We start from the raw sequence: 12,979 nt of genomic DNA, 5'->3' as shown, positions 1-12,979 counted from the left end.
GGCAAGCTTTTATCCAGGCCGCCTGAGGCTGCTATTCGGCCGCTGTCTTCTGCGGCTCGGTCTGGATGTCGTCATTGGTGCCGAACAATGAAGGCTGGTCGCCATTTTCAACCATCTTCAGTTCAGCCTTGCGCTTCGGCATGAGCCCGACCAGCCAGCCGGAGAAATTCTCCATGTAGACGTAGATCACCGGCGTCACGAACAGGGTCAGCGCCTGCGAAGCCAAGAGGCCGCCGACAACGGCAACGCCCAGCGGCTGGCGCAGCTCGGCGCTGGCGCCGGTACCGAGCGCGATCGGGAACGTGCCCATCAGCGCCGCCAGCGTCGTCATCATGATCGGCCTGAAACGCATCAGGCAGGCCTTGTGGATGGACTCCTTGGCCGACATGCCCTCTCGTCGCAATTCAAGCGCGACGTCGACCATCATGATGCCGTTCTTCTTGACGATGCCGATCAGCATCAGGATACCGATCACCGCGATGACGGACAGATCCATGCCTGCGAAGCGCAAGGCAACCAACGCTCCGAGCACCGCCGACGGCAGGCCGGTGAGGATCGTGAGCGGATGAATGAAGCTCTCATAGAGAATGCCGAGCACGATATAGATGGTCAGGATCGCGCCGCCGACCAGAAGCCCCTGGTTGGCCAGTGAATCCTGGAAGGTCTTGGCGGTGCCGGCAAAGGTGGTCGAGATCTCCGTCGGCATGCCGATCTGCTCTTTGAGCGCGTTGATGCGGGTCACGCTGTCACCCAGCGCCACGCCTTGCGGCAAATTGTAGGAGATGGTCACGGCGGGAAGCTGGCCGAGCTGGTTGACGGTCAGGGCGCCAGCCGTGCGGTCGACCCGGGCGAAGGCGCCGAGCGGAACCAGGGAGCCGCTCGCCGTCCTCATCTGGATGGCAAGCATCCGCTCGGGCGACCATTCGATCTTGGGATCGAGCTCGGTGATGACCTCGTAGCTGTCGGCCGAACCGAAGATCGTAGAAACCTGGTCGGTGCCGAAGCCGCCATAGAGCGCGGTGCGCAGCGTGTCGGTGTCGATGCCGAGCTGGGCGGCCTTGTCGCGATCGATGACCAGCGACGCCTGCAGCGCATTGTTCTGCAGGTCGCTGGTGACGTCGGTGAACGTCGCATGGTCGGCCGCCATCGCGTCGTTCAGCTTCTGCGCCCACGTATCGGTCAGGCCGGTATCGAGGCCCTGAACCACGAGCTGGTAGGCGCTGGCCGACGAGCGCGACCCCAGCCTCAGATTCTGCACCGGCTGCATGTAGGTCTCGATGCCCGCCACGCCGGCCAGTTGCTTGCGCAGATCCGAAAGCACCTTCTCGATATTGGGACGCTGGTCCTTGCCCTTGAGCTGGACGAAGAGCTGCCCCTGGTTGAGCGCATTGTTGCCGCTGCCCGCCGACCACGCCACGTGATCGACATAGGGCGAATGCGAGAAGACGCTGGCCACCTGGCCCTGCAGCTTGGCCATGGCGTCAAACGAGATGTCCTGGCGCGCGATGGTCGTCACCGATATCTGGCCGATATCCTCCTGCGGGAAGAAGCCCTTGGGCGAGATCTGGATCAGCCACACCGACGCCGCGGCGGTGCCCACGAAGACGAGAAACACCAGGAAGGTGTGTCGCAGGCAGAATGTCAGAACCCGGTCATAGCCGCGTGTGACGATGTCCCGCTTATGGCCGGCGCCATGCTTGTCGCGATCGGCTTTGGTTACCGAGAGCAACCGCGAGCACAGCATCGGCGTCAGTGTCAGCGACACGAACATCGACGCCAGGATGGCGACCGTCACCACGACGGCGAACTCGTTGAAGATGCGCCCGATCACGCCGCCCATCAGGAGCACGGGGATGAACACCGCCACCAGCGAGATCGAGATCGAGATGATGGTGAAGCCGATTTCGCGCGCGCCCTTGAGCGAGGCATCGAAGGCCGACAACCCATCTTCCTCCATGTGCCGGAAGATGTTTTCCAGCATCACGATGGCATCGTCGACGACGAGGCCCACGGCAAGCGTCAGGCCCATCAGCGATATGTTGTCGATGGAGAATCCGAACAGGAACATCGCGCCAAGCGTGGCGATCAGCGAGATCGGCACCGCAACGGCCGGGATGATGGTCGCCGTCACCCGGCGCAGGAACACGAAGATAACCATGACCACCAGCGCGATGGTCAACAACAGCGTGAACTGGACGTCGTCGACGGCCTGGCGGATCGACGTCGAACGGTCGTTGAGCAGCTTGATCTGCGCGGCGGCCGGCATCTGGTCCTGGAAGGACGGCAACATAGCCTTGACCTTGTCGACGACATCGACGGTGTTGGCATCGGGCTGGCGCTGCACGGCCATGATGATCGCGCGGGTACCATCGTACCAGCTCGCCGTCGTCGTGGTCTGCACCGAATCGACGACACGGGTCACCTCGCCCAGCCGCACCGGGTGGCCGTTCTTGGTGGCGATGATGAGGTTGGAGAAGCCGGCGGCGTCGGTGAGCTGCGTGTTGGCGGTGATGGTCAGCTGCTGCTTGTTGTTCTGCAGCACGCCGAGCGGCGTGTTGCTGTTGGCCGACGCGACCGCCGCCTGCAGCTGGTCGATCGAGATGCCGCGCGCGGCAAGCGCTGTCGGATCGATCTGGATGCGCACCGCATATTTCTGCTGACCGAAGATCGAGACCTGCGCCACCCCGTCGATGGTCGACAGCGATGGCGAGATCACGTTCTCGGCGAAGGCATCGAGGTCGGTCAATGGAACCGTGTCGCTGACCAGCGACATCAAGAGGATCGGCGCGTCGGCGGGATTGACCTTGCGATAGCTCGGCGGCGCCGTCATCTGCGGCGGCAGTGATTTCTGCGTGCGCGCGATCGCCGCCTGCACGTCCGCCGCCGCTGCATCGATATCCCGGTTGAGCACGAACTGGATGGCGATCGAAGTCTGGCCGAGCGAATTCGTGGTCGAGATCGAATCGATGCCGGCAATGGTGGCGAACTGCTTGATCAGCGGCGTCGCCACCGATGTCGCCATGGTTTCCGGCGAGGCGCCCGGCAGTGAAGCCGAAACGTTGACCACTGGGAATTCGGCGCTGGGCAGTGCGGCCACGGGCAGGAACTTGTAGGCAAACAGCCCGCCCAGCACGAGGGCGAACGACATCAGAAGGGTGGCGACCGGCCTGCGGATGCAGAATTCGGAGATCATCGGGCCGCCTCGCCGGCGTTGGTCGCCTCGGCCACCTTGGGCGCGGCCGTCGAGGCGCCCTCATGCACCGCGGCACCATTCTTCAGCCTCGTCTGGCCTTCAGTGACCACTTTCTCGCCTGCTTTCAGCCCCTGGCTGATGGCGCTGTCCTGGCCTTCGGTCAGGGCCACCTGCACCGGCCGCATCTCGACGGTGCTGTCCGGCTTGACCACATAGACGAACGGCCCCTTCTGGCTGGGCTGGACCGCGACGGTCGGAACGGAGGTCATCTGAGGCATGATCCCGGCGTCAAGGACGACATTCACATACTGGCCGGGCCACAGCGACAGATCGGCATTCGGTATGGTCGCCCGCGTGGCGATCGTGCCCGACGCGGTATCGACACTGGAATCGACGAAATCGAGCGTGCCCTTGCCGATCGGCGTCGGATCGCCGTCCTTGATCAACGTCACCGCCCCTTGCTGCGGATTGGCAAGCGCCTTGTGCAACAGCGCAAGGTTGCTTTCCGGCAGATTGAAGTTGACCTGCAACGGGTCCATCTGGGTGATCGTCACCAGCGGCGTTGCCGTACTGCTGTTGCCATTGCTGACCGTGACGAGATCGCCGACCGACACGTTGACGGCGCCAAGTCGACCCGCGATCGGCGCCGTGATCGTGGCAAAGCCAAGCTGGACGTTGTCGGCATCGATCGTCGCCTTGTCGGCATCCACGGTGGCGGCCGCCGCCTTCTGCGCGGCAACAGCCTGATCATAGGTCTGCTGGGTACCGGCCTGCTTGGCGACAAGATCCTTGGCGCGCTGAAGATCGGAACTCGAGCTGGCGAGCATCGCCTGGTCCTTGGCCAGCTGCGCCTGGTCCTTGGCGAGCTGCGCCTTCAGCGCGCGGTCATCGAGCGAGAACAGCGTGTCGCCCGCCTTCACCATCTGCCCGTCCTTGACGTCGATCGACACGATCTGGCTGGAGACCCGCGCGTTGATGTTGACCACGGCCGGAGAGGAGACGAAGCCGATGGCATAGCGCCGGATTGGGAAGTCGGCCGTCGTCGCCGTTGCCGAAACGATCGAGGCCGAACGGGCGCCACCGCCGCCTGACGCCTGCTTGTCCCCTGCCGCTGGCGTGTCGGTTGCCGATTTGCCCGCAACTGCGACCGGCTTTACGCCGACCAGTTGCTCAACCTTGCTCAGCGTATCGGGAGACAGATAGAGCCAGGCCGCGCCCGCACAGGCGACGGCAAGCAATGAAAGAACGGCTTTTCCACGTATCGTCAAAGTACCCTCTCCGTCCGACACGCCGCTGCCAGGTGGTCGTATTATAGCTCATTCACGACTGATTGCCGCGATTTAGCCGAATAGATAGGACAGGCGTTTGTCGGAAAAGGGCCAAAACACGGCATTACGAAGATTTAATGTGCACTGCACAATGCGTGTGCAGCCTGTCGCCGCCACGGGGGCCGAGGCCAGTCGAACCGTCGGGAACCCTATTTCAGCATTGGCCACAGCGTCGCCGCCAGCAGCACGCCCATGGCGATGTTGAACCATTTCAGCCGTGCCGGATCGGACAGGAATCCACGCAACGCCGTGCCGAATCCCGCCCACACCGAGACGCTGGGCAAGTTGACGACGGCGAAGGCGATCGAGATCAGCGCTACCGAGACGAAGGGGTGATCGGGGTTCGTGTAGACAGCCATGGCGGTGATCGCCATCACCCAGGCCTTGGGATTGACCCACTGGAATGCCGCCGCATCGATGAAGCGCATCGGCCGCGCTTCCGCCTCACCCTTGCCGCTCAGCGAGCGCGACATGGCGATCTTCCATGCGAGGTAGAGCAGATAGGCGGCGCCGGCGATCTTGAGGACATTGTGCAGCGCCGGAAACGCCGTCAGCACCGCGCCAAGCCCGAAACCGACGGCCAGCAACAGGACGAGAAAGCCGATGCTGATGCCCAGCATGTGCGGTATCGTCCTGGTGATGCCGAAATTGACACCGGAGGCCAAGAGCATGAGGTTGTTCGGCCCCGGCGTGATCGAGGTCACGAAGGCATAGACGAGCAGTGCGAGGAATGCGTCGAGTGACATCGGGTCCACAAGGTCAGTAATGCTGACATAGATAGCGGACATGTCAGACGCAACCGCAATCCTTTGGTCCAGCAGCCGCCAGCCATATCGATCGTGACTTCAGCCCGCCGAACCCAGGATGCCGTCATCCGCCGTGAGACGGCGCCGGCAACCGGTTGCCGACGGCAGGCATGGCCTGCTGCCCGCCGCGCAGGCGGCGCAACCCCTTCCGTCTTGGAGTATTTTCCGGAAGCTTCACGCTGTGCGCGAGACCAAGGCCGGCAAGGATCCGGATGAAGGCCCAGCCGAGGTCGATCTGCCCCCGTTCAAGACCAAGCCTGGCGGATTCGGGAAATGCGTGATGATTGCCGTGAAAACTCTCCCCGAACGTCACTAAGCCGAAACGCGGCAGATTGTAGCCCTGCACCGCCACGTCGTCGACACACCATCCCTGGTCGCCGCTCCGATGCGCGAAATGTCCGACCAGCCAATGTCCGGTGAGGGACGCGGAAACACGCACCGCGATGCCCCAGACCACCCAGCTCCAGCCGCCAAGCAGCAGGAAGGCAATGGCCCATGGCAGTTGCTGCAGCATCCAGGTGCGCTCGAGGAATTTGTAGAACCGGTCATTCCTGATCGACGGCTCGATGACGAAGTCAGGCGGATTGCGCAAGGCGACCGCGCAATGCATCTGCCAGAAGGCGTCGGTGAAGAAAGGCCGGCGGTGGGCATGCAGGTCGTGGCAGGCCGTCTGGCGCTGCGCCCAGTCGCGGATATCGTGAGCATGGATCATGCCGAACGGGCCGGCCATACCGACCAGCACGCCGAGATAGACCAGCGCGTGTTCGATCCAGATATGGACCTTAAACGAGCGGTGGATGAGCAGGCGATGCATGCCGACAGAATGCCCGGCGCAGATCGTCACCGCTGTCGTCACCACGAACAGCGCAAGAGCGCTCCAGCTGAAGGTGAGCGGTCCGAACACGATGGCGACGACAGTCATCGTGCCGACCCAGATCGACTTGGCCGGCATCCAGACAACCCTGCCGTCGCGCGCGTCGCTGTCTTGTCGAGAAATCATTCTGCCCGTCGATATGGTCTTCATCGGGAACCCCTCCCTCGCATGAACATTTTCCGAACCATGCCTTGCCTTTTGGTGCCTCGCGCCGTATTTAGGCAGTAAGCTAATCATCTATTATGCCGGATTAGGCATTTAGGCAATAGTCTAAATGATAGCCGGAAAAATGCCGACAAGCGTCGCCATGGCGCCTGTGATTGCGAGGTGCGAGCAATGGTCGAGAAAACTGAACAGGCATCGGAGGTTGAAGCCGGCATCGGAGCCAGCGGCGCGATCCAGCGCGTGTTCGAGGCGCTCTCTTCGGCTCCCCGGCGCAGGATCCTCGCCTATCTCGCCCATTCCTCGCTGACCGCGGGCGAGATCGCGGCGCGCTTCGACATGTCGAAGCCGTCGATCTCGCAGCACCTGAACATTCTGGAGACGGCGGGCCTCATCGCGAGGGAGCGGCAGGGACAGTTCATCCACTACTCGCTGGTCGAGAACAACCTGGTAAACACCCTGAACGGCTTCGTTCAGGATGTCTGCCCCGTGTCACGCCCACTAAAAAGGGAAAGCAAGGCCTTGGCCAGCGGCAAAAACGAGGTCCCGCCGGCAAAACCCCAGGACTGATCCGACGCCGACGTGGCAGGCCTTACATGCCTTGCGGACCACGGTTCATCGCCGCCACGCCGGTGCGGCAGATCTCGACCAGGCCCAGCGGCTTCATGATGGCGATGAACTGATCGAGCTTCGAGCCCTTGCCGGTGATCTCGAAGATGAAATGCTCGGTGTTGGCGTCGATGACGCTGGCGCGGAAGGCGTCCGCCAACCGCAGCGCCTCGACGCGGGCGTCACCGGTGCCGGCCACCTTGACCAGCGCCAGTTCCCGCTCCAGCGGCCGCTCCTGCCCAAGCTCGTGCGAGCGCACAGTCAGATCGACCACACGGTGTACCGGCACGATGCGCTCGAGCTGGTTCTTGATCTGCTCCATCACATGCGGCGTGCCGCGCGTCACGATGGTGATGCGCGACAGGTGCTTCTCATGTTCGGTCTCGGAGACGGTCAGGCTCTCGATGTTGTAGCCGCGCCCGGAAAACAGGCCGATGACCCGGGCGAGCACGCCAGGCTCGTTGTCGACCAGCACGGAAAGCGTATGGATCTCCGGCCGCTCCGTTTCCTTGGCGATGAAGTAGGCGGAGCCGGTCGGTTGAAGGTGCTGTGCGTTCATGACATGGATCTCAAATTCTTGATCTGATTATTTGTTTGCGCACGGCTTCTTTCGACAAGCCCTGCCTTGGCTTGTCGATTACACCAGTTCCCGGCCCTTGGCGTCGATGGCATTCGCCACTGCCTCGTCGGTGGCCTCGTCCGGCAACAGCATCTCGTTGTGCGCCTTGCCTGACGGGATCATCGGGAAGCAATTGGCAAGCGTCGCCACGCGGCAGTCGAACAGCACCGGCTTCCTGACCGAGATCATCTCCTTGATGGCATCGTCCAGCTCGTCCGGCTTCTCGCAGCGAATACCGTGGCCGCCATAGGCCTCGGCCAGCTTGACGAAGTCCGGCATCGCCTCGGTGTAGGAATGCGACAGCCGGTTGCCATGCAGCAGCTGCTGCCACTGGCGCACCATGCCCATGTACTGGTTATTGAGGATGAAGATCTTGATCGGCGCGTCGTGCTGCACGGCCGCACTCATCTCCTGCATCGTCATCTGCACCGAAGCGTCGCCGGCAATGTCGACGACCAGCGCGTCGGGATGCGCGATCTGCACGCCGAGCGCGGCCGGCAGGCCGTAACCCATCGTGCCCAGCCCGCCTGACGTCATCCAGCGGTTCGGCTTGTCGAAGTGATAGTGCTGCGCCGCCCACATCTGGTGCTGGCCGACCTCGGTGGTGATGTAGGTGTCCATGTCCTTGGTCAGTTCGTAGAGCCGCTGGATGGCGTATTGCGGCATGATCACGTCGTTGTTCATCTTGAACGCCAGTGAATCGCGCGCGCGCCATTTGGCGATCTGCTCCCACCAGGGATAGAGCGCCTTCTTGTCGGCCTTGGCGGTTGCCCGCCACAACCGCACCATATCCTCCAGCACCCGGCCGACGTCACCGATGATCGGCACTTCGGTATGCACGTTCTTGTTGATCGACGACGGATCGATGTCGATGTGGATCTTGCGTGAATTCGGCGAGAACGCGTTGAGCCGGCCGGTGATACGGTCGTCGAAGCGCGCGCCGATGCAGATCATCACGTCGCAATCATGCATGGCCATGTTGGCTTCGTAGGTGCCGTGCATGCCGAGCATGCCCAACCAGTTCTTGCCCGATGCCGGATAGGCGCCGAGCCCCATCAGCGTCGAGGTGATCGGGAAACCGGTGAGGTCGACCAGTTCGCGCAGCAGATGGCTCGCTTCCGGGCCGGAATTGATCACGCCGCCGCCGCTATAAATGATCGGCCTTTTGGCGCCGGCCATCAGGTCGACCGCGGCCTTCACCTTCTCCAGATCACCCTGGACCTTGGGCTGGTAGCTGGTGCGCGGCGCGATCTGCGGCGGGACGTAGAACCCCTTGGCGAACTGGACGTCCTTCGGGATGTCGACCACCACCGGACCGGGGCGGCCGGTCGTCGCGACATGGAAGGCCTCGTGGATGGTCGCCGCGAGTTCGTTGACGTCCTTCACCAGCCAGTTGTGCTTGGTGCAGGGCCGCGTGATGCCGACCGTATCGCACTCCTGGAACGCATCGGAACCGATGAGCGAGGTCGGCACCTGCCCGGTCAGGCAGACCAGCGGGATCGAATCCATCAGCGCGTCCTGCAGCGGCGTCACCGCATTGGTGGCACCGGGGCCGGAGGTCACCAGCATGACGCCGGCCTTGCCGGTCGAGCGCGCATAGCCCTCGGCTGCATGGCCCGCGCCTTGTTCATGCCGCACCAGAATGTGCTCGACCTCGTCCTGCTGGAAAATCTCGTCATAGATCGGAAGGACCGCGCCGCCGGGATAGCCGAAGACGTGCTTGACGCCATTGTCCTTCAGCGCCTGCACCACCATTTCGGCGCCCGTCATTTCACGTCGCCCGTTCTGTCCATTGTTCATCGGTCTGGTCCCGTACTGTTCGCCATCTGGCGATTGCTGGTCGTTTAGTCGTGTTTCAGGCAATAAAAAAGGCCCCCGAGGGAGCCTGTGTGTTGCGCATGGGAGGATTTCGCCCGGCGGTTACACCGCCTTGCCCACGCGCCTTCCTACGAGAATGAGTGCCTTTTTCATGGTGGCGAACCATAAAGGCGGAGTCGCGGGCTCGTCAATGGGGGATAATGCGAATTCACTCGCCTGTGAGATCGGCCCCGTCTCGCGATACTGCGATAAAGCCACGCGCTACCATAGTACAGTTGAGCCCATGCGGCCGTCGCACCACTATGCCAGGCTAGAACGTTGCCTTGGGAGGAGGACGCGTGGCTGGCGAAAGGGAGCATATCCGGGAGATAGAGCAGGTCCTGTCCGGCAGGACATCGGCCCGCGACGATGTCGTGGTCAAGTCCTGGCTACGCTGTGTCGACACCCACCGGCTCGACCCGGCCCGGCCGACGGAAGCCTATATCGTCCCCGATACCCAGTTGCGCGAACATCGCGAACAGTCCGAGCGGCTGATCGCGATCGCCCGCAGCGGCCTGGAAACCCTCTTCAAGCAGGTGGCGGGCCAGAACTATGTGCTGCTGCTGGCAAACGCCAAGGGCGTCACCGTCGACTTCCTCGGTGATCCCCTGTTCATGGACCAGTTGCGCACGGCAGGGCTTTATCTCGGGTCCGAATGGTCGGAAAGCCGCACCGGAACCTGCGGTGTCGGCTCCTGCATCGTCACCGGCGAGGCGATGACGATCCACCAGACCGATCATTTTGACACGACCCACACGCCGCTCTCCTGCACCGCCGCGCCGATCTTCGACACCAATGGCGAACTCGCCGCTGTGCTCGACATTTCCCTGCTGCGCTCCCCGCAACCGAAGATCAGCCAGAATCTGGCGCTGCACCTGGTGACGGCTTCCGCGCGGCGCATCGAGCTCGCCAATCTGATGGCCCAGATGCACTCCGAATGGGTGCTGCGTTTTTCCCGTTCGCCGGAATTCCTCGACGTCGACCCCGAGGCAGCCATCGCCCTCGATGCCTCCGGCCGCATCCTCGGCACGACGCGCGGCGGAGCGCTGCTTCTGGCACAGGCCGGAGGCGTCGACTGGCGGCACTCGCCCTCCCCCATTGGCCAGTCGATCTCGCGCTATCTCGATGTCAGCGTAGACGATTTGCCGAGCCTGACACGCGGCCGCCCGACCGAGGAGCGGCTGGTGTTCGGTCGCAGCGGCAGCGCGCTGTTCGCGCACGCCATCGAACCACAGCCGACAACCGGACGCCGCGCGCCGGTCGAGGCGGTGCCGAAGCCGATCGGCGACCTTTCCGGCGGCGATCCGGCGATGGCCGCCACGCAACTGCGTGCCGCCAAGCTGGCGCGCACGACCATTCCCATCCTGATCCATGGCGAGACCGGCTCCGGCAAGGAGTATCTCGCCCGCGCGATCCACGATTGCGCGCAGCGGCCCGGCCCGTTTGTCGCCATCAACTGTGCGGCCATTCCCGAGCATCTGATCGAGAGCGAACTTTTTGGCCATGTCGCCGGTGCTTTTACCGGAGCCGCCGCCAAGGGGCGCAAGGGACTGATCGAGGCTGCGAACGGCGGCACGCTGTTCCTCGACGAGATCGGCGACATGCCCTACCCCCTGCAATCGCGGCTGCTGCGCGTGATCGCCGAGCGCGAACTGGTCCCGGTCGGCGGCATCGAGCCGCGACAGGTTGACATCAAGATCATTTCGGCCTCGCACCATGATCTGCGCACGCTGGTCCAAGAGGGACGTTTCCGCGAGGATCTGTTCTACCGGCTGAACGCGGCCTCGCTGACCTTGCCGGCGCTGCGCGAACGCACCGATTTCGAATGGCTGCTGGACCGGCTGGTGGATCAGCGCGCCCACCTTGCCGGCCGGACAGCCAAGCTCTCGCCCGCGGCGCGCCTGGCGCTGATCCGTCACCGCTGGCCCGGCAACATCCGCGAACTCGCAAACGCCATCGACCTGGCGGTGACGCTTTGCGAGGGCGGGATGATCGAGCCCGCCGACCTGCCCGATTTCGCATTGCCATACCTGACGCCGCTTGCTTCGCCCGCCAGGCTGGTTGCCCTGCGTGCTCCGTCGCCCGAGGACGAGCGTGCGGCACTGCTGGATGCTCTCGTGGCCGCGGGCTGGAACATCTCCGAGGCCGCGCGGCGTCTGGGTGTCGACCGCACGACGGTGCATCGCCGCATGAAGCGGCTGCGGCTGGACGCGCCCAATTAGTGTTGCGTCCGCTGTGGCGCGCCATGGCGCGCGCAACACCGCCGCAACAGCCCATAACAGCAGAAACCGCTACATGATGCTGATTTTATTACGGTTTCCGATTCAGCGGTATGGTTGGCATGCTGCTTGCTCCCTGTTCCAGGTACCCACATGGAACTTGGAGGAGAAGCCATGACACAGAACGCGGTCAATCTCGCAGCCACGGCGCGAAGCATGCAGGCCCTGCGCTTTCATGCCGCCAGGGATTTGCGCATCGAGGACATTCCCAGGCCGGCAAAGCCGGGGCCGGGACAGGTTGTTCTCCGCAACAAGTTTGTCGGAATCTGCGGAACCGACCTGCATGAATACAGTTACGGGCCGATCTTCATACCGACGGAGCCGCATCCGTTCACCGGCGCCAGCGGTGTGCAGGTGCTTGGACATGAATTTGGCGGCGTGATCGAGGCCGTCGGCGACGGCGTGACGTCGGTCTCGGTTGGCGACCGCGTGGCCGTGCAACCGCTGATCATGCCGCGCTCGGGAGACTATTATGCCGCGCGCGGCCTGTACCATCTGTCCGACAAGCTTGCCTTGGCGGGTTTGAGCTGGATCGGCGGCGGCATGGCGGAAGCCGCCTTGCTCAACGACTACAATGTCGAGCGCATTCCAGACGAAATGACCGATGAGGAAGCTGCATTGGTCGAGCCGACCGCGGTCGCCGTTTATGCCTGCGACCGTGGTGGGGTAAGCGCCGGGAGCTCGGTGCTGATCACCGGCGCCGGCCCGATCGGCATTCTGACGATGCTGGCCGCGCGCGCCGCGGGCGCAACGCAACTGTTCATCTCGGACCTGAACGACACCCGGCTGGAGATGGCGCGTTCGATCCTGCCTGGCGTGGTGACCCTCAATCCGAAGCGGGACAAAGTGGATGAGGCAGTGCGCGCCGCGAGCGAAGGCGGCGTCGGTTGCGATATCGCCATCGAATGCGTCGGCAACGAGCATGCGCTGAAGGCCTGCCTCGCGGCTGTGCGCAAGCAAGGTGTCGTCGTGCAAACCGGCCTGCATCCGCACGAGAACCCGCTCGACTGGTTCCAGGTCACGTTCAAGGACGTCGATATCCGCGGGTCCTGGGCCTATCCAACGCATCTATGGCCGCGTGTCATACGTCTCATCAGTTCGGGACAGTTGCCTGCCTCCAAGGTCGTCACCAGGCGCATACGTCTTGCGGAGGCGGTGTCCGACGGTTTCGATGCTCTGCTCGATCCCGCCGGGACCCAACTGAAAATCCTGATCGACTTGTCCTGATCAATTTGACAACCGGAGGAGAAAA

9 protein-coding genes are annotated in these 12,979 nt (G+C 63.3%); 3 read left to right on the top strand and 6 right to left on the bottom strand.

Going from position 1 to position 12,979, the window contains the following annotated elements:
* Nucleotides 1-31 precede the first annotated feature (31 nt).
* From AC07UC_RS18275 to AC07UC_RS18260, 4 genes are all read right to left on the bottom strand, one after another.
* On the bottom strand, nucleotides 32-3,193 hold the full coding sequence (locus AC07UC_RS18275; RefSeq protein WP_494906955.1) for an efflux RND transporter permease subunit: 3,162 nt from the start codon (nucleotides 3,191-3,193) through the stop codon (nucleotides 32-34).
* Nucleotides 3,190-4,455 (bottom strand): efflux RND transporter periplasmic adaptor subunit, encoded by a 1,266-nt coding sequence (locus AC07UC_RS18270; protein WP_494908959.1) that lies wholly within the window; start codon nucleotides 4,453-4,455, stop codon nucleotides 3,190-3,192. The genes AC07UC_RS18275 and AC07UC_RS18270 overlap by 4 nt, the downstream gene beginning before the upstream one ends.
* Nucleotides 4,456-4,670: 215 nt before the next feature.
* Entirely contained in the window at nucleotides 4,671-5,267 is a 597-nt protein-coding gene (locus tag AC07UC_RS18265) for a LysE family translocator (protein WP_140775880.1), read from the bottom strand.
* A 124-nt stretch (nucleotides 5,268-5,391) separates the two neighbouring features.
* Nucleotides 5,392-6,351, bottom strand: coding sequence for an acyl-CoA desaturase (locus AC07UC_RS18260; protein WP_494906954.1), 960 nt, complete (start codon nucleotides 6,349-6,351; stop codon nucleotides 5,392-5,394).
* A gap of 186 nt (nucleotides 6,352-6,537) precedes the next feature.
* On the opposite strand from AC07UC_RS18260, the gene AC07UC_RS18255 reads away from it, so the two are divergent.
* Nucleotides 6,538-6,933, top strand: a complete 396-nt coding sequence (locus tag AC07UC_RS18255) for a metalloregulator ArsR/SmtB family transcription factor (protein WP_244735097.1) — start codon at nucleotides 6,538-6,540, stop codon at nucleotides 6,931-6,933.
* A 22-nt stretch (nucleotides 6,934-6,955) separates the two neighbouring features.
* On the opposite strand, the gene ilvN is transcribed toward AC07UC_RS18255, so the two are convergent.
* Together ilvN and AC07UC_RS18245 are read right to left on the bottom strand one after the other, a co-directional pair.
* Entirely contained in the window at nucleotides 6,956-7,531 is a 576-nt protein-coding gene (gene ilvN / locus AC07UC_RS18250; protein ID WP_096447268.1) for an acetolactate synthase small subunit, read from the bottom strand.
* Between the two features lie 78 nt (nucleotides 7,532-7,609).
* A complete protein-coding gene (locus AC07UC_RS18245; protein ID WP_494906953.1) occupies nucleotides 7,610-9,391 on the bottom strand; it encodes an acetolactate synthase 3 large subunit in 1,782 nt (593 codons plus the stop codon).
* A gap of 356 nt (nucleotides 9,392-9,747) precedes the next feature.
* Here AC07UC_RS18245 and AC07UC_RS18240 point away from each other — a divergent pair, with 356 nt between their 5' ends.
* A complete protein-coding gene (locus tag AC07UC_RS18240) occupies nucleotides 9,748-11,670 on the top strand; it encodes a sigma-54-dependent Fis family transcriptional regulator (protein ID WP_494906952.1) in 1,923 nt (640 codons plus the stop codon).
* A gap of 213 nt (nucleotides 11,671-11,883) precedes the next feature.
* Nucleotides 11,884-12,954: a 2,3-butanediol dehydrogenase gene (locus tag AC07UC_RS18235; RefSeq protein WP_494908958.1), complete on the top strand. Its 1,071-nt coding sequence runs from the start codon at nucleotides 11,884-11,886 to the stop codon at nucleotides 12,952-12,954.
* The last annotated feature ends 25 nt before the right edge of the window (nucleotides 12,955-12,979 follow it).

The organism is Mesorhizobium sp. GW821-FHT04C10 (assembly GCF_059420305.1).
The sequence above is the reverse complement of the archived record's forward strand: the minus strand, read 5'-3'. Positions and strand labels throughout refer to the sequence as shown.